General features: G+C 39.9%; 21 protein-coding genes. 5 read left to right on the forward strand and 16 right to left on the reverse strand.

All coding sequences use genetic code 11. The features are described from left to right. Positions 1-399 precede the first annotated feature (399 nt). From AAHB15_RS17410 to AAHB15_RS17420, 3 genes are all read right to left on the reverse strand, one after another. Positions 400-1,611: a DUF3298 and DUF4163 domain-containing protein gene (locus AAHB15_RS17410; protein ID WP_342042929.1), complete on the reverse strand. Its 1,212-nt coding sequence runs from the start codon at positions 1,609-1,611 to the stop codon at positions 400-402. Between the two features lie 498 nt (positions 1,612-2,109). Then, positions 2,110-2,916, reverse strand: coding sequence for an ABC transporter permease (locus AAHB15_RS17415; protein ID WP_144568286.1), 807 nt, complete (start codon positions 2,914-2,916; stop codon positions 2,110-2,112). Continuing rightward, positions 2,913-3,938, reverse strand: a complete 1,026-nt coding sequence (locus AAHB15_RS17420; RefSeq protein WP_342042930.1) for an ATP-binding cassette domain-containing protein — start codon at positions 3,936-3,938, stop codon at positions 2,913-2,915. Before AAHB15_RS17420 ends, AAHB15_RS17415 begins: the two co-directional genes overlap by 4 nt. 294 nt (positions 3,939-4,232) lie before the next feature. On the opposite strand from AAHB15_RS17420, the gene AAHB15_RS17425 reads away from it, so the two are divergent. From AAHB15_RS17425 to AAHB15_RS17435, 3 genes are all read left to right on the forward strand, one after another. Continuing rightward, a complete protein-coding gene (locus AAHB15_RS17425) occupies positions 4,233-4,913 on the forward strand; it encodes a response regulator transcription factor (protein WP_335574624.1) in 681 nt (226 codons plus the stop codon). Next, a complete protein-coding gene (locus AAHB15_RS17430) occupies positions 4,910-5,980 on the forward strand; it encodes a sensor histidine kinase (protein WP_342042931.1) in 1,071 nt (356 codons plus the stop codon). The genes AAHB15_RS17425 and AAHB15_RS17430 overlap by 4 nt, the downstream gene beginning before the upstream one ends. Positions 5,981-6,211: 231 nt before the next feature. Then, entirely contained in the window at positions 6,212-7,387 is a 1,176-nt protein-coding gene (locus AAHB15_RS17435) for an N-acetylmuramoyl-L-alanine amidase (protein WP_342042932.1), read from the forward strand. Positions 7,388-7,546: 159 nt separating this feature from the next. On the opposite strand, the gene AAHB15_RS17440 is transcribed toward AAHB15_RS17435, so the two are convergent. Both AAHB15_RS17440 and AAHB15_RS17445 read right to left on the reverse strand, forming a co-directional pair. Next, a complete protein-coding gene (locus tag AAHB15_RS17440) occupies positions 7,547-8,533 on the reverse strand; it encodes a DUF3231 family protein (RefSeq protein WP_342042933.1) in 987 nt (328 codons plus the stop codon). A gap of 214 nt (positions 8,534-8,747) precedes the next feature. Continuing rightward, positions 8,748-10,181: an MDR family MFS transporter gene (locus AAHB15_RS17445; protein WP_342042934.1), complete on the reverse strand. Its 1,434-nt coding sequence runs from the start codon at positions 10,179-10,181 to the stop codon at positions 8,748-8,750. A gap of 697 nt (positions 10,182-10,878) precedes the next feature. On the opposite strand from AAHB15_RS17445, the gene AAHB15_RS17450 reads away from it, so the two are divergent. Then, positions 10,879-11,055 (forward strand): DUF2187 family protein, encoded by a 177-nt coding sequence (locus tag AAHB15_RS17450; RefSeq protein WP_098532599.1) that lies wholly within the window; start codon positions 10,879-10,881, stop codon positions 11,053-11,055. 226 nt (positions 11,056-11,281) lie between these two features. On the opposite strand, the gene AAHB15_RS17455 is transcribed toward AAHB15_RS17450, so the two are convergent. From AAHB15_RS17455 to AAHB15_RS17470, 4 genes are all read right to left on the reverse strand, one after another. Further along, positions 11,282-11,530 carry a hypothetical protein gene (locus tag AAHB15_RS17455; RefSeq protein ID WP_335574630.1) on the reverse strand — a complete coding sequence of 83 codons (249 nt, stop codon included), beginning with the start codon at positions 11,528-11,530 and terminating at the stop codon, positions 11,282-11,284. A gap of 2 nt (positions 11,531-11,532) precedes the next feature. Further along, entirely contained in the window at positions 11,533-11,655 is a 123-nt protein-coding gene (locus AAHB15_RS17460) for an SDR family NAD(P)-dependent oxidoreductase (protein ID WP_335574631.1), read from the reverse strand. 16 nt (positions 11,656-11,671) lie between these two features. After that, positions 11,672-12,511 carry an aldo/keto reductase gene (locus AAHB15_RS17465; protein ID WP_446715880.1) on the reverse strand — a complete coding sequence of 280 codons (840 nt, stop codon included), beginning with the start codon at positions 12,509-12,511 and terminating at the stop codon, positions 11,672-11,674. 81 nt (positions 12,512-12,592) lie between these two features. Continuing rightward, on the reverse strand, positions 12,593-13,519 hold the full coding sequence (locus tag AAHB15_RS17470; RefSeq protein ID WP_342042936.1) for an aldo/keto reductase: 927 nt from the start codon (positions 13,517-13,519) through the stop codon (positions 12,593-12,595). Positions 13,520-13,682: 163 nt separating this feature from the next. On the opposite strand from AAHB15_RS17470, the gene AAHB15_RS17475 reads away from it, so the two are divergent. After that, the gene (locus tag AAHB15_RS17475) at positions 13,683-14,009 is read left to right on the forward strand and encodes a winged helix-turn-helix transcriptional regulator (RefSeq protein ID WP_342042937.1); all 327 of its coding nucleotides are present in this window, start codon (positions 13,683-13,685) and stop codon (positions 14,007-14,009) included. Positions 14,010-14,065: 56 nt separating this feature from the next. On the opposite strand, the gene AAHB15_RS17480 is transcribed toward AAHB15_RS17475, so the two are convergent. The 7 genes from AAHB15_RS17480 to AAHB15_RS17510 all read right to left on the reverse strand — a co-directional run bounded on the left by AAHB15_RS17480 (position 14,066) and on the right by AAHB15_RS17510 (position 22,183). Next, entirely contained in the window at positions 14,066-14,254 is a 189-nt protein-coding gene (locus AAHB15_RS17480) for a hypothetical protein (protein ID WP_335574635.1), read from the reverse strand. A 67-nt stretch (positions 14,255-14,321) separates the two neighbouring features. Next, complete coding sequence (locus AAHB15_RS17485; protein ID WP_446715881.1) at positions 14,322-15,671, reverse strand: aminotransferase; 1,350 nt, start codon at positions 15,669-15,671, stop codon at positions 14,322-14,324. A 15-nt stretch (positions 15,672-15,686) separates the two neighbouring features. Beyond that, entirely contained in the window at positions 15,687-17,144 is a 1,458-nt protein-coding gene (locus tag AAHB15_RS17490; protein ID WP_342042939.1) for a CoA-acylating methylmalonate-semialdehyde dehydrogenase, read from the reverse strand. Positions 17,145-17,295: 151 nt separating this feature from the next. Next, positions 17,296-18,870 carry a PucR family transcriptional regulator gene (locus AAHB15_RS17495; protein ID WP_342042940.1) on the reverse strand — a complete coding sequence of 525 codons (1,575 nt, stop codon included), beginning with the start codon at positions 18,868-18,870 and terminating at the stop codon, positions 17,296-17,298. 167 nt (positions 18,871-19,037) lie between these two features. Further along, on the reverse strand, positions 19,038-19,847 hold the full coding sequence (locus AAHB15_RS17500; RefSeq protein WP_342042941.1) for a carbon-nitrogen hydrolase family protein: 810 nt from the start codon (positions 19,845-19,847) through the stop codon (positions 19,038-19,040). Next, positions 19,840-21,255, reverse strand: a complete 1,416-nt coding sequence (locus AAHB15_RS17505; RefSeq protein ID WP_342042942.1) for an APC family permease — start codon at positions 21,253-21,255, stop codon at positions 19,840-19,842. Before AAHB15_RS17505 ends, AAHB15_RS17500 begins: the two co-directional genes overlap by 8 nt. Positions 21,256-21,268: 13 nt before the next feature. Then, positions 21,269-22,183, reverse strand: coding sequence for an acetamidase/formamidase family protein (locus tag AAHB15_RS17510; protein WP_342042943.1), 915 nt, complete (start codon positions 22,181-22,183; stop codon positions 21,269-21,271). Positions 22,184-22,437 lie beyond the last annotated feature (254 nt).

Consider the following 22,437-nt stretch of genomic DNA (forward strand, 5'->3'; position numbering starts at 1 on the left):
CGTTTGTTTAGTTTTCAAAGAACAATTTGTAAAAGACAGGATTATAATATACCATGTTGTTCGAATGGTGTCAATCGTTTTTTCAAAAAGAAAAAGCCGTTTGAACCAGTCACAAGAATTTATATTAACAAAAGCGCTAATAAATATCAACTATTTTTTTGTTAATATTTCTTTCTGTCTTACTGACAGATTATTATTCTACTATTATATTTTTCATCCGTCAATATTTTTTTATATTATTTTTTCATAACTAGAATTTCATTAAAAATAATTTTTAAAAAACAAGCTCCATACATATAAAAAGTCAGCTTTAGCGGTTTTAAACTAAAAAATGAGTCCCTCCAGAATGCCTGCGCAGGGACTCATTTTTGGCTCACTTGTAAGTACCTACCTCATTTTTTAAAAATCAACTCGAAATGATTTCATAATTTCAGGGACAACATTCTTTATGAAATCATTCGCTTGTAAGTGACTCTGTGTGATTTGAGCAACGGAATATGAATAAATAAGATCACTTTCTTCAGCAAGTTTAACCTCCGCTCCGGAGTTTAATGTACTCCATGTTTCTTTTTCATACATATGGAAGCTAAACAATAAAGGTTTATCAGCAGAACTGAAATATACATTGATTTCAGATAACCATTTATTATTCTCCGAGTATTCGGCCCTTTCAAATCTCAAACGATCCATCCATTCTTTTGGGACCGAAAAATGATAACCTTCAGAAACATAAATGATGGTGGAATTAATGGGTTTCGATAAATTAATCCCATGACTCTTAAAAAATTCAGTATTTAATACGCTTTGAATATCCGAAAAAGACAGATGATAGAGAAGCGTACCTTCAGCAAAAGCGGCATATTCATAAGGAGGAAAATACATCATTAAGCCTTCCTTCGTTAAATAAACCTGTTTTAAATCATCAGAACTGATTTGTTTGAACTCCCCCATAACATCAAGCGTATGCAAAACATCTTGTTTTAAGACGAGCCTGCTAATGATTTGCTGTGTTTGCGGCGAACCATTAAACAATTCATTTGGCTCAACAATCCTGCCATTATCCAAGTCAACCAAGATAGGAACACTCGACGGCATGCCGTGTGCAGCACCGCTAAGATAAAAATATTGATCATATACAAAGCTGATAAGATGATCATTTTGAAAGGCGGTTTTGTATTTTGAATGAAATGATGACGGCGCACTTGGATCCTCGTTCGTCATTTGACTCTCGTCCGCTGCGGTTGCTTTTTCCTTTAACATATTATTAATCTTAGCTTGTGCCATTTTGTCTTTCATGCCATCAATTTGTGGATAAGTAATATTGATAATGGGGTTATCTTTCACAATGGACTCATCATGAATTTTAATCGTTTGTTGGGCGGTTTCCGGTTTTGTGTTAGGTTTTACTTGTTGACCTGTAGTTTTATCCGGTTGAGCGTTAGGTTTTTCTGTTTGATCAGCAGGCTTCCCCGGTTCACCTCCGGTTTTGTCCGGTTCATTGTCTTCAGTTACCTTTGGTTGTTCTGAAACAGGCTTATTTTCCTGCATACCGCTGCATCCCGCGGCAAAGAAAACAACCAGTACAATGGCCACTGTCCACTTCAGTTTCATCCGCTCACTCCCTTTAGTATCCATCCTATATAATTATAGCAAGGTTCCTGTTTCCTAGAATATGGAATTTTTTATTTTTCATGTCAAGGGGGATGTGGGATTTCGTTCTTCTCCTAGCTTTTGATGAGGTATGATCAAACGCAAGAACTTTGTTATCATGTACACAAAAAAATAGCCCTCAAGACTGTTCGAAAACAATCCTTGAGGGTAATACTTCCTTCTTTTAACTATTTTCTAAATATGTCCAACATATTTCTTCAACTGTTAATAAAATATTCACATTTAATTAGTATTATAAAAGTTGGGTAAACGAACCAATACCCAATGAAGGAGGAGATCCAGCCAAAAGTGCTGGATTTTTTGTTTTCTTTAATGTGTCAATTCTTCGATGTCACATTCCTCTTTTTTCGTAAGACTCACCGTTAGGTATCAAAGTAAGGTTCCAAACTAAATAAGGCCCTATCTTAAGGACCTTATTAAACTAGAAATAATTCAATTTTACGTACGACGCATATAGGCACGGACTGTCATAGGGGCGAAAATGGCCACGATGACTGCTGCTCCAATGAGGGAAATAACAAAATCGGAGCCAATGGTACCGTTGTTAGCAAGTTGACGAACGGCAGTTATTAGATGTGACAGTGGGTTCATCTTAACAAACCATTGGAGCCAGTCGGGCATAGTATCAACTGGCACGAAAGCATTAGAGAGAAACGTGAGGGGGAACAGCGCAAGCATCGAAATCCCTTGTACACTTGAAGCTGTTCGCGCAATCACACCAAAAAAGGCAAAAATCCAGCTGATGGCCCAAGAACAGGCAATGACAAGGACTCCTGCAAAGACAACGTACCCAAATCCCCCTTCTGGCCGGTAGCCCATAATATACCCCATCGTAAAAGTAAGTACGGTAGCAATGGTATATCGGATCGTATCTGCTAAAAGTGCTCCCGCTAATGGAGCAATACGTGCAATTGGAAGGGACTTGAAACGGTCGAATACCCCCTTATCCATATCCTCCCGCAGTTGGACCCCAGTAACAATGGAAGTTGTTATTACAGTCTGAACGAGAATTCCCGGAATGATAACCGGCAAATAGTTTGCCACATTTCCTGAGATAGCCCCGCCAAAAATGTAGGTAAACATGAGGGTGAAAATAATTGGCTGAAGCGTCACGTCAAACAATTGCTCAGGTGTGCGTCGAATCTTCAGCAAGCCTCGATAGGCCATAGTAAGCGAATTTTGCACGGACTGACGAAAACTTGTATGGTTTTTCAGTTGATGATTGGCATATAAAGTACTTTTCATCGTATTTTCTCCTCTACTTTGACCGATTCATGTGAGACACTAGATACGTCCTCACTTGCCCCTTCGCCAGTGATGGTTAAAAAGACTTCATCAAGGGTTGGTTTCTGTACACTTAACTCTGCCAAATGGATTCCTGACTCACGGAGAGCGATAAGCAACTCAGTGACTCGGCCCGCATCCGCCATCGGTGCAATAATCTTGCCGCCTTCAGAAGACACATTTGACTTTGCATTTAACACTCGTTCTACAGTTTGACGGGCTGCCCCAATATCCAGGGGATTTTCGATTCTCAGATGCAGGGATGAGCTGCCAACTGATGACTTTAGCTCATCTACTGTCCCCTCCGCTACAACGATTCCTCTATCGATTACCGCAATTCTATCCGCCAGTTCATCTGCTTCTTGTAAATACTGCGTGGTTAACAGAACGGTTGACCCTGTTTTTACTAAACGACGAATCGTATCCCACATTTGATTCCGCGTGCGCGGATCAAGCCCTGTAGTCGGTTCATCTAAAAAGATAAGCGGCGGCTGAGCAATGAGACTAGCTGCCAAATCGAGACGGCGCCTCATACCGCCGGAAAAATTTTTCAATGGACGCCGTGCCGCTTCTGTTAGCCCAAATTCCTCGAGCAACTCTTCTGCCTTACGCTTTGACTCTGCACGCCCCAATCCTAGAAGCCTAGAGAATATCACCAAATTCTCCGTTGCACTTAACGATTCGTCAACAGAGGCATACTGACCTGTAACCCCAATCAATTGACGAACAATCTGTGCTTCCTTCGCAACATCATGCCCAAAGATTTTTGCGGAACCAGCATCGGGCCGCAGTAAGGTTGCGAGCATTCTGATAGTAGTGGTTTTGCCTGCCCCATTCGGACCAAGCATGCCATAGATAGTACCAGCCTTCACGTTTAAATCGACGCCATTGACCGCACGGTTTTCCCCAAAATTTTTTATTAGACCACGAGCTTCAACAGCCCATTCACTATTTTCTGAAATTGTTCGGTGTAAATGATCCATCTTCATTCCTCCTTTATCACTACGAACATGGTAGCAAGCTTTTATGAACTGAATATGAACACTTAGTTCATACTAAGTTCATAAAGAACGTGTATGCTAAGAAAAGCGCAAGTGCCTTGATCAGCCCCGACAAGCATAAGACGAGCCGGCCGAAAGGTTGCTTTTTAACCTTTTGGTCGGATTGGCTGTAGACCATCGAGGGGCTAGGCGCTGAAGCTGGACAATTCTCAAAGTCAAAAACTTTTATACTTATCTAAGACTTAAGTATTTTTTTATGAGTAAGGATGGAATAAAATGACCAAAATTTTAATCGTCGACGATGACGCTCATATTCGTAAATTGGTTGGCGTGATATTAACCAAGGAGGGCTTCTCGATTTTGGAGTCTCAAGATGGGAAAGAAGCGTTATCCATGCTGGATTCTGAAAAGGTCGATCTCATCATTCTGGATATTATGATGCCAAATATGGATGGCTGGGCACTTTGTAAAAATATCAGAACTTATTATTCTGAATCTCTCCCAATTTTGATGCTGACGGCTAAAGGAGAAACCGTCCAAAAAGTAAGAGGCTTTGAACTCGGAGCAGATGACTATCTGGTAAAACCATTTGAACCAGCCGAATTGATTGCTAGAGTTAAGGCATTACTCAAGCGTTACCACATCACTCTTTCTAATAAGGTAAGAATTGGAGCTGTAGAGCTTGATCGAACTACCTTTCAAGTGTTTGATGGCAGGAACCAGAGTACATTGCCACTTAAGGAATTTGAGCTTTTGTTTAAGTTCATAGCACATGCCGGAAAAACTTTTTCGAGAGAACAGTTGATTGAGGATATTTGGGGTTATGATTACGAAGGTGACGAGCGAACCGTTGACGTTCACATAAAACGTCTAAGGCAGCGTTTTTCAGATGACAACTGCCCTTTTAAAATAACCACCATTCGCGGGCTTGGCTATCGTCTAGAGGTGAAGAAATGAAAAAAATTTTTAAAAAAAGCGGCGAAATTGCAGCAGTAATCCTTCTATTATTTTTATGCTGGTCGGCTGCATTTTTCATCACGCCTTGGATATTGGAACTTTTTTCAATCCATAATTTATCATTCTATATGAAGCAGATCATCGATTCATTCTTGGGATTTTTCCTCTTTGGGCTTATCATGTATGGGATTTCCCGAATTGGCTTTGTTCAAGCACAGCAGACCGTTTTTTTTCGTCCCATGATTGATGCTATGAAAAACATGGCTCGAGGGAATTTTAATATTGATCTTTCTCCTTACAAAAAGGAGATTAAGAATCGGCGTCATCCCTTTTATGAAATTATAAATAGTATTAACCACATGGCAAAAGAGCTTGGAGAAATGGAACAAATGCGCCAAGAGTTTATCTCCAACGTTTCCCATGAAATCCAATCACCGCTGACATCCATCTCTGGATTTGCTCATGCCTTAAAAAATAAAAATTTATCTAATGAAGAACGTAGGCAGTACCTTGAAATCATTGAAGTGGAAAGTATGCGGCTTTCTAAGTTAAGCGATAACTTGTTAAAGCTGACTTCACTAGAATCCGAGCATCCGCCATTTGAGCCAAAAACCTATCGTTTAGACCAGCAATTACGAAGAGTTATCCTTTCGATTGAACCACAATGGAGAAATAAAAACCTTGAAATGGATGTTTCTCTGGACAAAATGACGATAATTGCTGATGAAGACCTGATGAATCAAGTTTGGATTAATTTAATCCATAATAGCATTAAATTTACACCAAATAATGGGAAAATAACGGTAAGCTTAATAAAAAAGGATACGGATAGGATAGCAGTGATCATTAAAGATACGGGAATTGGGATGACAAAAGAGGTTCAAATGCATATATTTGAGCGTTTCTATAAGGCAGATCCATCAAGAAGCCGATCGTCTGGCGGGAGTGGGTTAGGGCTTGCCATTGTAAAGAAAATTATTGAAATGCATAAAGGGGAGATACTGGTTGAAAGTTTACCAGACGAAGGTACTGAAATAAAAGTAATATTACCAATTGACTTTTTATGAGGGTGTCCCAAAAGCAACTTAGGGATACCCTATTTTTTTGATATTTTAGTTTGTTAAAGATTTTAATTACATAAAAAACTCATTTATTTATGATAATGTTCACCGTATCTATTAAAGTGGCAGTTTTTTATAAGGCCCTTCCGCATTCTATTTTTTTGAAAATTTGATTATTATTTATTCGAAATCTGTCCATGCTAGTTTTAGAGTTTAAAAAACAGGGAGGTTGCTAAAATGCTAACAACTAAACTACGGAAAAACGGCCTAATTAAAATTCTGACAATCCTTGGTGCCATTACAGTCCCCTTGTTGAATATTCAGCAGGCAGCGAATGCAGATAACGCCTCTTCTCAGGTCACGGTCACTGTACCTACGCTTAATGTCCGGGAATCTTCCGATATTTCAAGCAAGATTATTAGCCGCGTTCATCAAGGAGATACATTTGAAATCATACAAAAGCGGAATGATTGGGATCAGATTAAACTAGTAAACAACAAAACTGGCTGGGTTAACGACTCCTACATAGCTCCGGCTGATAAGACCGTTGGAACCATAAACACCTTTTCTTTAAACGTCCGGGAACGTCCAAGTGTCTCTAGCAGTGTCGTAGGTTATTTAAAATCGGGCACAAAAATAACCATCCACTTGGAACAAGATGGATGGGCCAAAATTGTCTCGCCTTCTGGTTTGAGCGGGTGGGTGAACGAACGGTACATCGCTAAAGATACACCTAGCAGCCCTGACACACAACCCGTTGCCCAAACAGCGAAAAAGAATACAGGTAACACAACAAAAATAGCCAAAGCTTCAGATGGCCCTCCGACTACCTCCTCCAATCAAACGGATCTTATGTCAAATAATCAGAGATCCCTGAAAGGAAAAACCATTGTGCTAGACCCAGGACATGGAGGGAAAGATAATGGAACAAAAAGTATTGCCGGCACACCTGAAAAATCATTGAACTTACCAACAGTGGAAGTGGTGAAACAAAAACTTGAAGCTGCAGGGGCCCAAGTGATTTTGACGCGAACCAACGATACGTATATCCCCTTAGAGCAACGAGCCGATGTCGCTAACCAAAACCACGCGGATGCGTTTATAAGTTTTCATTACAATTGGTCCAATGACCCATTGGTTAATGGCATAACTGATTTTTACTATCAAAAATCCAGTAACTCATTAGCCGCAGCGATCTTAAATCAGGTGGCTAATGAAACAAAATTAACGAACCTTGGAACAAGATTCAACAACTTGGGTGTTCTCCGGAACAACAAACAACCAGCTACTCTAATAGAACTCGGCTTTCTATCCAATCAACAAGATAACTCCATCGTTGAAAGCACTCATTTCCGTAATAACGTAGCCCAAGGAATTTACCTAGGATTACTAGACTATTTCCAATCAAAATAAGAAGGAAGCAAGGGGACGTTTCTCGCGCTTCGGAAGCGTGAGAAACGTCCCCTTGCTACCCTTGCTAATCTGCCCGACCGAATGAAGAATTAACCAATTAGAAAGCTAAAAAATGAGTAAAAAAAGAAGCACAAGAAACGTCCGTCCCCATGCTTATCTTTATAAATCTTTGTGCTTAATAGCCATCGGAGGTTGTTCCATCCATTTATTTTTAATCATTAGATTCATACCATCATCAGCAAAAGTTATCATTTCTACTAATAGCTGCGAATATCTCGTACCTACATCCCTACGCATAATAGTCGCTAAGCTAAAACCATATTGCTCAATCCCTCCGCCATTTAAAATAGCAAGGTGAAACATAATGAGTTTGTCAGAAAAAGGCGAATCAGTGGAATCAGAAACATATGTATACCAAGGGAGTGAACTAGATAGATCATCCTCTTCCAAAATAGAGCGTAATTCTTTTGAAGTTTTTTTACTTAATTCTTTTCCTCTTATCAATAAGTCCCTGACATCCTTTGATTCCACTACCTGTATAAAACCAATTAGTAATGTTTTAACCAATTCAATCGTCTGCAAATTAAAAAACAGATTGGAGATTTCTAAAGCTGTTAAGGCCCGCTTTTCACCCAAAAAACCTTTTAAATATCCAATTTTTTGAATCATTTCTGGTTGGGATTCATCTGGAATATATGGCGGTCTTACATATAAACCTTTGGTTAGTAATAGTTCCTTTGTTCTTGAATTTAATTCAGTAGAGGAACTTATACATTCTTTATAAAAATCATGTACATCCTTACGAGCTGTCATCGCAATAGCTTTTGAATAGAAAACCAGCCCTAAATTAGCCACCTGATGTAGATACAACAGGATAAATTCATCTGAAAATAATCTTGGAGCAGACAGGTTCACATCTTCTTCAGTAAAACCAACAGGAATGGGGTGATTTTCTTTGATAAAAATTTTAGACGTTAATTCGACATGAATCTTCGATAAATCTAAGGCATAGGATAAGACTTCACTTATTTTTTCATCTTCACATTTTTCCTTAAAGTAGCTTAAACAACAGACAGCCATACTATCAACTATATTATTAATCCATAAAAAACCCTTTTCAGTAGAAGTTAAATGTGTTTTTTCCATTTTGCACCTCAATAAACCAATTGATTCTTTTATTTTGTTGATATTCATGTTAATTTATTCAACTAATCCCGTTACTTTAGGTACAATGTTCAGCAAGAAAATAGCCCTCAAAATTGTCAGAAAACAATCCTTGAGGGCATTCAGTAATTATATGATGAAGTACGGGGACGGTTCTCACGCTTCCGAAAGCCTGAGAACCGCCCCCGTGCCCCCATTAATGCATAGAATTCATCGCCGCATGATGGACGATGACCCGGCGGATAAAGAACGCAATGACCAGACTGATCAACGTCACGATCAATGCAAACAAGAACACATTCTGCGAGCCGAACGTCATGGCGTTAGCCATCTCGGCCGGTTTGGTTGGAGCAGGGGATGCGTGCATATACTTCTCCATACCGCTTGTTAGAATGATGATCGCAATCGTTGTTCCGATCGCACCCGCAACCTGTTGCAGCGTGTTCATGACTGCCGTACCGTGTGGGTAAAGCTCCGGCGGCAGCTGGTTCAGGCCGTTCGTCTGCGCCGGCATCCAGACCATGGAAATCCCGACCATTAGTCCGATATGCAAAGCGACGATAAATGCAATCGAAGATGAGGCCGATATAGTGGAGAGAAGCCATAACATGATCGCGACGACGACGAGGCCAGAAATAACAAGCCACTTCGGCCCATATTTGTCGAACAAACTCCCCATGCGCGGCGATAGGATGCCGTTTAGCGCACTGCCCGGCAACAGCATCAGTCCTGCCGTAAATGCTGTTAGTTTCATTCCGTTTTGAAGGAACATGGGCAGAATAATCATGCTTGACAAGATAATCATCATACAAGCAAGTACCATAAGGAGTCCCACGATATACATGGGGTACCTAAAGACACCAAGGTCCATCATCGGCTCATGCATAAACACCTGCCGGAGAATGAACAGTACAAGTGCCACCAGCCCGATGACTATAGGAAAGACAACAGCTGGGTTGGACCAGCCATCAACCCCTTCGCCCGCCTTGCTAAAGCCAAAGACCACACCTCCGAAGCCGATCGTTGATAATACGACAGAAAGTAGATCGATTCGAGGTTTCGTGACCTCAGTAACATTTTCCAAATACTTTATCCCTACCAACAGCCCTATCACTAAAAACGGCAGAGAGAGCCAGAAAATGTAGTGCCATGTTAAATATTCAATTAGCAGACCTGCAACGGTCGGACCAATCGCTGGTGCGAACATAATCACAAGTCCGACAAATCCCATCGCCGCCCCGCGCTTCTCCGGTGGATATACAACGAGGATCGTATTGAACATGAGCGGAATCAATAGGCCCATGCCAGCCGCCTGAAGAACACGAGCGACCATAAGCATTTCGAAATTGACCGCAAGTGCTGCAATCAATGTGCCTGCAATTGAGCTCACGAGCGAACCGATAAACAATTGCCTCGTCGTAAACCATTGCAGGAGCAACCCAGTCATCGGCATCAAAATGCCGAGAGTAAGAAGGAACCCGGTTGTCAACCACTGAGCGGTCGCTGCCGAAATTTGAAACACGACCATTAAATTACTAATCGCAATGTTGAGAGCTGTCTCACTGAACATGCCAACGAAACCACAGATAAGCAGCGACGACATGATGGCACGGGTATTGTATTGCTTCATTTTCGGATTCCACTTCCCTCTGATAGCTATTTTTACACTCCTAAAAGTGTGTTATCTGTTACAGTTTAGTGTCCATAATTATCCAAGTCAATAAAAGAACACTGTTAAAGCACGGGGACGTTTCTTCTGCTTCCTTTTACTGATGTTCTAAACCTAATTTACAAGAAACGACATCCCTACGACTAGATTCCCTATGTGCTATACTATTCAAACGTTTGATTAAAATAGTTGCAAATGTTCGTCTATTAAGCATTCCCCTGCCAAGTATGTAAAAATATTGTCGAGTTCGAAAAGAGAAACCCGTATACAAAACCTCATCTTTCCACAAATTTGGACTGTCTTCTCTTGAACTGACATAATCCTATTAAATCCACACCTTTTCTACATTACACAAACGTTTAATTAAAAACGCCTTCACTACGCTCTAATCCTGAATTACTTACTTCTAACCTCTAAAAAATATGTCAATGGTTGTCTCCCAACTTAGATGACATATGTACATAGACACCTCATATACCTTTAAAAAGTGCTTTTTGACATTCCTCTTCTACTTAATCTAAAAAATGAGAAGGGCTCCATATCTTTGGAAGATACTCTTACAATATCTATGACACATCGCCTTTTTCCATGTAAAATGCCTAGTAATCACTATTTCTTTTATGAATCCACCAATTTAATAGATGTAAGGAGTGGTTACATGTATTTGAAAAAAGCAATGGTTGGAGACAATATTGTATCAATTAATGGAATTAAAGGTAAGGTGGAGAAGGTCGGAGAGAACTCGGTCATAGTTGAAATCCTCGAAAATATCTCAGGCCGAAACTTTGAAAATAACAAGACAGTTGTTTCTCATAAAAAATATGTAGTCCTTTAATGTTCTAATCAACCGTTAAAAAACTTTCCAAAAGATTTCTCAAAATAATTGTCGAGCACATTTAGATATTTTACAGAAAAAAAGACAATTTCCCGGAAAATTCTTTTGCTTTCGCACAACTGTCTTTGCATTCGGGGCGTGACAGGCACCCCTATTACGGAAAAACGCAGACCAAATCTTCGGTATCAAAGATTAATCTGCGTATTCTTTCATATAATACTTGAATTTATTTCTTTAACCGCAGTTTATAGAAGTCGGAATCACTTGCGTTAGCAGCAACTGTTTTTAATTGCTCTAAATCATCATAAACGGACACGACTCGACCGACATACTCATCTAGTTCCCCTGCCGCCAATAAAAAGGCAAACTGTGGTACCTGATGCGGCGGTGCATCTATGTTTTGCTCGAATAATAGTGACTCGATTCCAGTTAAATATTTTTGTCCCACCCCTGTATATCGCTGGTAACGTGTCATGTCTATATCGTCTCGAGATCTCTGCCAGTTCCAATCACGGAAAATCTCTTTTCCGCAAAAAATAAAGCAGTGTTACGGCCGATTCCTCTTGTTGCACCTGTTATGACAACTACTTTCTGGTCCACCTAGAGTTACCTCCTATTAATCTCTTCCGACCACTGCAGGGTCACCGAACTGACGCTGATTCTGATTAAGAGTGCTTATTTGATTTAAATCTTCTTGGGTAAGTTCAAAATCAAAGATATCCGCATTTTCGGCAATACGATGCGGTTTGATTGATTTTGGAATCGTCACGACACCTGTTTGGATATCCCAGCGGAGGATCACTTGGGCAGTAGACTTATTGTACTTGTTTGCAATCTCAACTAAGACTGGGTCGTTAAGAAGACTGCCTTGCATTAGAGGGGACCATGCTTCAAGCTGGATTTCATTCTTTTTACAAAAATCATGTAATTCCTTTTGATTAAAGACTGGATGGTACTCCACTTGGTTGACCATCGGTTTAATTTCACAGTTTGCAAGAAGGTCTTCGAGATGGTTAACATTAAAATTACTTACTCCAATAGCACGGACGCGCCCATCCTTATAAAGTTTCTCAAGTGCCTTCCATGTCTCAACATATAATCCTTTAGAAGGTACTGGCCAGTGAATTAGATAAAGGTCTAAATAGTCTAAACCTAATTTGTTCAAACTTGTTTGAAATGCCGCCAAGGTAGACTCATAGCCTTGGTCGCCGTTCCAGACCTTAGTTGTAACAAATAACTCTTCACGAGGTACGTTCGATTCAGCTATCGCTTTACCTACTCCCTCTTCATTTTGATAAATAGCAGCTGTATCGATGCTTCTATACCCGACCTCAAGGGCAGTCTTTACGGAATTTACTACTTCCTCTCCTTCTTGCACTTTAAAAACACCAAACCCCAGCCAAGGCATTTTTACGCCATTATTTAACGTAGTAGTACTTAATAAACTTTTAGTCATCCTCATTCTCTCCTTCTCATTTATAAAAAATTATTATTTCTCCACTGATGAACCGGCTTCCAGTTTAATAACTTTCTCCTACTAAACTTCCACAGCTTGTGGATGCTGATCTGATACCAATTCCAAGTCTGCAGCCCGTGCATTTAATTCAACTTGTTCTACATTTTTACAACCTGGGATTACACTCGTAACAGCTGGATGCTTTAGACACCATGCAAGTGCCCATTGAGCCATATTAACTCCTTCTGGGACTTCATTTCGTTGAATTTCTTCAACTAGTTTAAGCTGTTTTAAAACTTCACTTTGTAACTGGTTATTCCTAACATCGTTTTTATCAAATACTACACCTGGCTTATATTTGCCGCTTAAATACCCGCTTGCTAATGGAACCCGAGCAAGGACCCCAAGATTTTGCCGTTCACAGGAAGGAAAAACTTGTTCCTCTGGGTTACGGTCTAACCGGTTATATACAACCTGAATCACACTGGCATTTACTTCTGTTGCTAATTCCGTTTGGTAGATATTCTCGTTTGAACCGATTGAAATTCCTAGATGACGGATTTTTCCTGCCTCCATCTGCTTGTCCAGAACAGTCCATAATTCTTCGTTCTGAAAAACGTCGTCACCGCCGGAATGAAATTGATATATGTCTACATAGTCTGTTTGAAGAGCTCTTAAAGAATCATCTAACTGTTTAACGACTTCCCCAGCAGACCAATGATTTGTACGGGTAAAGTTTTCATGGAAATGATGGCCGAATTTTGTGGCGACGATCCAATCCTCCCGTTTTTGATTTTTCAAGTAACTGCCGATGAATTTTTCAGAAAGGTGATCACCGTAACATTCGGCTGTATCAATCAAATTAATTCCCATTTCCTTGGCCTTGTCTAAGATTTCATCTACTTCTTTTTGTGTGAAATCTTTTCCCCATTCGCCGCCATATTGCCAGGTACCGATTCCTACAACAGAAACGTTTAAATCTGTTTTTCCAAGCTTACGGTATTTCATTTGTTACATCTCCCTCTCTTTCAATATGTATAAAAAACCTTTTACAAAAAAAGTATACGTTTTCTTTTTTGGAACAACAACCACTGAAATATTTTTGATATAATAACCTATATGTTAATTACTATGAAATTTATAGTTACTATAAATTAGAAAGAGGTAGTCTATGAGTGAAGTAAAAGAAACGGCAACCTTAGAGATTGAATGTTCCATTGAAAAAGCACTTAGTGTAATTGGGGGAAAGTGGTCTTTTCTCGTATTAAGAGAGTTATTCGAAGGTAAAAAACGGTTTGGAGAATTACAAAAAGCTATCTCAAAAGTAAGTCCAAAGGCCTTAACCGATACTCTAAGACACTTAGAATCCAATGGTGTATTAATTCGGACTGTTCACGCCACAGTGCCGGTAACCGTTGAATATACTCTTACTGAAAAAGGACAATCGCTACATACAATAATAAAAGAAATGAAATACTGGGGTTCTCACTGGGCATAGTATGGCTCAAGGGCTTTCATTAACGGCTTGCTGGGGAGCATACAAAAAGGAGAGGTTTACTCTCCTTCTTCTACTACGACTTTATATCCGTGGGACACTAACTGGGTATCATAAACCTCACGTTCTACGATATAAAACGTCTCTCCGGTTTCAGTTACCACCACTTCACTTGGACTCTTATCAACCTGTGCATCAACCAAGCTTTCATACGGTGAGCCAAGGAGTTCAATTACATTTATGGACATACATATCACCGCCTTTTTGCTATCTTATCAAAATATTGCAAAAAGTAAAGTGAAATTAAACATCGAGTTAATTAATGTTGAGAATACTTTCCTTTAAACACTTCACAATAAAGGAAAAATCATCCTCTGTAATACTTAATGGCGGAGAAAGCTGTAAAATATTATTGTAACCGGCAACAGTATCACCGTTTTTGCCAATTAATAGGCCTTTTTCTCTGCACAGAGCGACTACTTTATTAACCTGCTCAACAGGTGCAGGTTCCTTTGTTGTTTTGTCTCTGACTAACTCAACCCCAACAAGAAGACCTTTACCGCGGACATCCCCTACATTTGGGTGTTCGATTAACTCCGCTAATTCTTCTAAAAGTCGTTCCCCTAATACTCTAGAACGTTCTACAAGGTTTTCATTTTCCATAATTTCTAGATTCTTTAACGCCAAGGCACAGGCAGCTGGATTCCCACCAAAAGTATTAACATGGCGAAAGCGGTCATAATCTTCACTTCCCACGTATGCTTCATAAATCTCTCTTTTGACAGCTGTAGCGGATAACGGCAGGTAGCCACTCGTAATTCCTTTGGCCATAGTCACAATATCCGGCTTTACGCCATAATTCATAAATCCGAATGGCTTCCCAGTCCGACCGAAACCACTAATCACCTCATCACAAATGAGAAGGGCGCCGTGCTCCTCACAAATCTCTTTTACCCTTGCCATGTATCCATCAGGCGGCATCAAAATGCCCCCTCCAGTAATAATCGGCTCCATGATAACACCTGCGATGGTTTCATTTAACTCCCATGTCATGATACGATTGATTTCCTCTGCACTGGCTAATGTTTCTTGATCGGCTGGATTTCGGTAAAGATCCGGTGGTGCTGCATGAAGAAATCCTTGGCCTAATGGCTCATACTTGTATTTCCTTTGTGCTTGGCCTGTTGCCGCCAAAGCCCCCATGGTATTTCCATGATACGCGCGATAGCGGGAAATAAACTTATATCGGCCTGGACTTCCTTTTTGATGGTGATATTGGCGGGCAATTTTAAAGGCAGTCTCGTTTGCTTCTGAACCACTATTCGAGAAAAAAATAACATAATCGTCCGCTAGCCATTCATTTAATTTCTCTGCTAATTTAATCGCAGGTAAATGACTTTGTGTCAACGGATAGTAAGGCATTTCTTCTAGTTGTTCAAATGCAGCCCTTGCGAGTTCCTTCCTTCCATAGCCTACATTTACACACCAAAGACCTGACATCCCGTCTAAATATCTTTTTCCATTTATATCTGTGACCCACGCCCCAGCTGCTTTAGTAATAATTAAGTTTGCTGGACTTGGTCCTGCTCCCCGCATCGAATGCCAAAGATATTTCTCATCAGTTTCTTGATAGATTTTCCCTTCTGTTGCTTCCACCCTATTCACCCTCTTTTTAATAGATTAATATCTTGCGGTCATCATTTTCTTACGTGTATAAAACTCCACTCCGTCTTTCCCATTCGCATGAAGATCTCCGTAAAATGATTTCTTATAACCCGAAAATGGGAAGAATGCCATTGGTGCTGGTACGCCTACATTAATTCCGAGCATCCCTGCATCGATTTCTTCGCGGAATTCTCGAATGGCTTTTGCACTATCAGTATACAAACAAGCTCCATTGGCAAATTCAGATTGATTGGTTAACTCGATTGCCTCTTCAAGACTATCGACTCGGACAACAGATAATACCGGAGCAAAAATTTCATCCTTCCATATTTTCATATTCGTTTGAACATGGTCGAAAATGGTTGGTCCAATAAAGTATCCTTGTTCCTCAACCCGATCATTCCGGCCATCACGGACAAGCGTTGCCCCTTCTTGTTCACCAATTTTTAAATACTCAAGTGTACGCTGCTTATGTGACTCTCGAATGACAGGACCAAGGAAGACTCCTTCTTTACTTCCGTCTCCGATTTTTATATCATCTGCGGCCATTTTTAAACGTTCGATTAATTCATCTGCCACGTTCCCAACCGTAACGACAACGGAGGCTGCCATACAACGCTCACCTGCTGAACCGAAGGCTGCACCCAGAATATTCTTTACGGCATTATCCAAATCCGCATCAGGCATGACAATGGAATGATTCTTTGCCCCTGCAAGAGCTTGAACGCGTTTTCCATTGGCGGCCGCCGTTTTATACACATACTCCGCCACCGGTTGGGAGCCAACAAAGGAGATAGCCTTAACATCCTCGTGTTCTAGGAGACCATTCACCACATCGTGTGCACCATGAACGATGTTGAATACACCATCTGGAAGTCCAGCTTCTTTCAGTAATTCGGCTAAACGGTTCGCAAGTAACGGAGTTCTTTCAGACGGTTTTAATACAAATGCATTGCCGCAAGCGATGGCCAGCGGAAACATCCAACATGGAACCATCATCGGAAAGTTAAATGGGGTAATTCCTCCTACGACGCCAATGGGGTATCGATACATCCCGGATTCGATATCACTTGCAATATCAGAAAGCTGACTACCCATCATTAAAGTTGGTGCGCCAGCAGCAAATTCAACACACTCAATTCCCCGTTGTACTTCCCCATATGCTTCTTCATAACTTTTCCCATTTTCTAACGTAATGAGTTTGGCTAGTTCCTCCCAATTTTCCACTAATAATTGTTGATAGCGAAAAAGAATACGAGCGCGACGAGGAACGGGCACCTTTTTCCATGTTTTAAATGCCTGCTTGGCGATGGAAACCGCCAGATCCAGATCTTCCCTAGTTGAAAAAGGAACACGGGCAATGACTTCCCCCGTTGCTGGATTAACCACTTCGTCCACTTGTTTTGACAAGGACTCCTCCCAGACTCCACCTATATAGTTTTTAAGAATTTGAAGATTTTCGGCAACTGTCATCTTAACCCTCCTGTTGTTTTTGTATTGATTTAACTATATCGATAAATTCATTTACATTCAGTAGACATTATGTCAGTAAATTTAGATAAGTTTATGCACAAAAATGCCGATACCATTAAAAAAAGTGAAACCAAGGATTGGTCTCACTTTTTCACTGGGATTTGGAATAGCCTTGATAGAGATAAGCCGTAATGGCAAATTCAATAGCCTGTCGCTTATAGCTGCTCATAAAATCGTCTCCAAGGAGCTCAAATAATTTGTGCAGACGTTGGTAAAGTGTTTGGCGAACAATAAATAAACTGGAAGCCGTTTCACTCTTTGACCCATTGCACATTAAGAAAACTTTTAAGGTTTCTAGCAATTTCCCATTATACTCCTGATCATATTTAATCAGTGGACCAATGTAATCCTCAATAAAATCTTCAAGTACACCCTGATCCTTAACGATCGAGATCAGACGATAAATATAAAGGTCCTCGTAGAAAGATGGCAGGCATTCATTCGTCTTACTATCTAGAATAATCAACGTCTCTTCCGCGGATTGGTAACTTTTTTTAACTTCCGTTAGTTGGTTAGCCATCCTGCCAACAGCGATTTTTACCTCCGTTTCCATCGCTATTTTTATTTCGTCGATTCCTGCTTGAACTCTTAATTTCCAATCCGTTTTTTTTCGATTATTGACCAAGATTAAAATCAGATGTCTTTTTCTTGTCGTAAAAAATACAGAAAAGCCTTTTGACTGTAATATGGATCTTAATAATATATTTAAATAAGGAATGTCAAGATTGCTCACATCCGCTTGGTTTATTTCTAAAAGAAGAACCACACTGCCGTTTGAGATCATATCTGGATCAGAGGCTTTTAGGTATCTGTTTAGTTTGTCTTCACTATGTATTCCATCCAACCAGCCTTGTATCCACCCTGACTCACTAGCTTCTCTCCGTACCTCAAAATATAATTCACGTAATGTGTTTTGCGCTAAAGCGGTAGCCGTACGATCAACGATAAGTTTTTCATAATCAAAAATGGGAGCTGCATCAGAAATGATGACTAATTCAGCTAATTGTTGATTTATGGCTTGAATGGGCTGTCGTACCATGATTTCGTCATTTTTCATATCATCTTTTAACCGGGGTACTATTTGCTCGATTATTTTTCGTTTTTGTTTTGATAAAATGGTTAGTTCACCTTGTTTAGGAATAAAAATAACGGACATATTTAAATGCTCATGAAGGAACATTAAAATTTTTTGTTGAGAATTAGACGTTAATAACAGTTGATTTAACCGATTTGAATACTCCTCTAATTCGGATATCATCTGATAGTGCTTATTAATTAATAGTGTATTGATATCTTGTGTAATATCTACGAACCGTACCTTACAGTTAAAAACGATGATTGGAAAGTCATGACGATTAGCCAAATCGATTACATCTTTAGGTACAACTTGGATATAGGTACCTAATTCTAAACAAATTCCCGCTGCTCCGAATTCAATTAGCTGTTTAAAAAAGGAAAGAAAGAGTTCCTCATTTTCACTCATGGCAACCCCTGTAGAGAGTATAAACTCACTCCCATTCAACAGTTCTTCAATCGCAGTCACTTCCATAATATGAATCCATTTGACAATGCGGTGTAGTCCATTCTTTCCAGCTAGCACCTTTGCATTTTGAAAATTTCTATTTTGTAAAATTTCTTGTACAGTCAATCTTACGGCAGGGTTCATAACTGGACACCTCTTGACTTTTTCATACTATTCGAACAATTGATAAATCTATTTTACATTTTTAATAGAAAATATACTACTTTAACTTTTTCGCAAGATTGAGACATTTAAATAAAATAAAAAAGCCAGGTGCCTGAATAAATTCTTGGCACTCTGGCTTACAGCAATTAGTTTATTTCAATACTTTCCATTTCCTTGCTGATGGAATAATGTTGTGGACGTCGATCCTTTAAATAGAATGGAAATTTTCTAGATTCCTTCACCAAATTCAAGTCCATACCTACCAATAATTCTTGTTCTTGGTCGCCTGCTTTTACGAGAAGCTGCCCATTCGGATCCGCTGCTGCACTTTCTCCAAAGAATAATGTAGATTCTTCTACTCCAATCTGATTGGTTGTAGCAACAAAAATTTGATTTTCTGCAGCCCTTGTCTGGATATAAAGCTGTTGAACATGTTGGAATGGTGCCATATTGGCCGTTGGAGCAAGAATGATTTCTGCTCCCTTCACCGCAAGTGTGCGTGCTGATTCGGGAAATTCTGTATCATAACAAATCATGATACCAATTTTCCCTATATTCGTATCCCAAACCGGAAAAGATGTTCCGGCTTCAAAATACTTTGGCTCTTCATCCCACAGATGCACCTTCTGGTAAGAACCCAGTATTTCACCTTTTTCATCAATGAAACAGGCAGAATTATAAAGCCGGTTCTCTTTCTTTTCTGGGAAACCAAATACTACTTTGATTCTATATTGTTTGGCCATGTTTCTTATCTGCTGAATAGATGGGCCATTCAGGTCTTCAGCCATTTCACTTGTGTACTCTCTAGTAAAGTAGCCGGTTAAAAACAGTTCAGGAAACAGAACAAGGTCTGCCTCTTGCTTGTAAGCACTTTTTATAAACCTTTCCATCGTTTCCAAGTTACTTCGTTTATCTAGTAAGCGCGGCTTCGCTTGAGCTAATAGAATTTTAGGCATCGAGTTGCTCCTTTGTGTATTCAATTTTTTCTGAACCAGGGGTTGGTACCTGTCCATTTAACACCCAGTGAGTCTGGCTGCGAGGTTTTAGATACAAATAATAATATAAAAGGGCAATGGAAAATGCGATGGCACTTGTAATAAGATCTTTACCCGCTTGTTGTGACAGGGCGGCAATCGACCCTATAATAGCAATGATGGGTATAACAGGATATAATGGTGATTTAAACGGACGATAAAGCTGCTTATCCCGTACCCGGCTAATAATCACGCACACAGCAATCGTAGCGTATAGCAAAACAATGGTAACGGAAGTAAACGTAACCATACTTACCAAGTTCGAGTTAAAACAAGATATTGCCCCCAACACACCCATGAATATGGTCGCTAACCAAGGGGTTTTAAATTTTGGGTGAATCGTTGTAAGAAATTTATTAATTTTTTCAGGAAACGCCTTATCACGGCCAGCACTATAATATACCCTGGAAAACTGAAGAATAACGGCAAGAACACAGTTAATCATCGCAATGGCCGCGCCTATATTTAAGAACAGTGTAGCACTTTTACCCATATACATTTCGCCAATGAGATTAATTGGAGACGATGAGGAAAGAAAAGCCTTAACATCAGGAACGGACAGCAGGATACAAAACAATGGAATAATTTGTGCCATGACCCCAATAAAGGCAGAAGTAAACAGTGTCTTACCGATATTTGCTTTCTGATCCGTTTCTTCCGAGAAATTTATCGAACTATCGTATCCGTTATAGGAAAAAAGAGCAACAGTCACAGCTGCAAAGAGAGTTGACCATGATACAGGGGTCGTCGATGTTTGATCAGCAGTCAGGGCTACTGGATGTAAAAGACTATCAATTCCCTGATTAAAATGAAAACTAGCAGCAATGGCGATGACTCCGACAACAACCAATTCTAGTATTAGAAAAGCCTCAACAAACTTCGCATTCCATTTCATTGATAGAATAGTAACAATAGTACAAGCAACCATTACGCCAAAAGCCGTCCAATTCTCAGTCCAGCTTGGAAAAATTTTAACTAAATAGTCAGCTGCCCCAAAGGCTATCGTGGCAGGAAGGAAAATTCCTTGGATAAGATAATTTAAAAGAGCAAGAAAGCCTATCGGACGTCCTAACACACGGTAAACGATACTGTATAATCCACCAGCTCCGGGGTATAATGCTCCCAATTCTCCCATACATAAAGCCACACATAAAGCAATCATGGCTGCTACAAGGAAAGATAGAAACGACCCTGTTCCAGCTGTTAGTAATACGGAAGGAAACATTAAGAAAACACCTGTTGTTGGACTAATATCACTGACAGAAATGGAAATGTTACCAAAGAAAGAAAGGGATCTCGTTAATTCTTTCGATTTATGTGTTTCAGACATCTACGACACTCCTTTAAATAAGTTTATAATGATAGTTTTCTAATACTGATAAAGGCAGTTCCATTCGTACGGTCATTAACGGATCCACAACTTGGCAAATCCTCAGGTCACCCACAAGGCTGAGCAGCATAGCCGCTTCATTGAATTCCATTCCCAATTCATTCGTTAGAAAGTCATGCATTTGAATAGTTGCCTGCTTAGCAGCTAAGTCTACGGTCTCGGCTGAAACAATCGTCATGAGATGGTCCCCTTCTCTTAACATCGGTAATGGAAGGATCTTATCCTTAATCACGCTGACTCGTATGGTCACTTCCCCGGGAATTTCAAGTCCACAAATTAGGACCTCCCCGTCCCCCATAACTGCGTGCAGGTCTCCCATAGACAAAAGAGCACCTGGAACATGAACTGGTAAATAAAGAGTCGCTCCTTCAACAATCCTTTTACAATCCATATTTCCACCATGCTGACCTGGCGTACCAGTAGGGATCTCTTCATTGGCTGGCGATGTTCCAATTACACCGATCATCGGCCTAACTGGTATTTGAATTCGTTCATTAAACAGCACTTTCCCATTTTCAATTCGAAACACCTTTGTTTTTTCCTCTTCCAATAAATCACCAAATACGCCGAATTTAGGGGCAGCAGTCATAACACCCTGATCAGCAATTTTGATTTTTAAAATTTCCACTTTTAATACATCACCCGGCTCCGCCCCTTCCACAAACAAAGGGCCAGTGGCAGGATTAATCTTATCCCATCCAACAGAACTGAACAGCTGGTCCTCCTTTTGGATGAGATTACTAAAACAGTCACAAGTTTCGAATATAATGGTTGAATCGCTTTTGATTACCTGTACAGGCGGATTAGATGGCGAAAATTTTAAGATAACTTGCTCTTTCGGAATTTTAATTGGTAAACTAGTAGACATATTTATTCCCTCCAATTTCTAATTACTCTCAATATTCAGATTTTTACACGCGCACAACGGATGATTACTATACTCTCCTTTTCCTTTCATCTATTGTATAAAGTTATTGTCCTTATACTCAATTGACATTTTGTTTAATTATCTAGAAATTTGCTTTACATTTTGTATTCTATTAAATGTTTTTTTATTTCTAACCAGCTTCTTCTTTTGCCCCCACAAATAGAAAAAGCCAAGGAGAGATTTTCTCCCATGGA

The organism is Bacillus sp. OTU2372 (assembly GCF_038440275.1).
Lineage (GTDB): Bacteria > Bacillota > Bacilli > Bacillales > Cytobacillaceae > Neobacillus > Neobacillus bataviensis_B.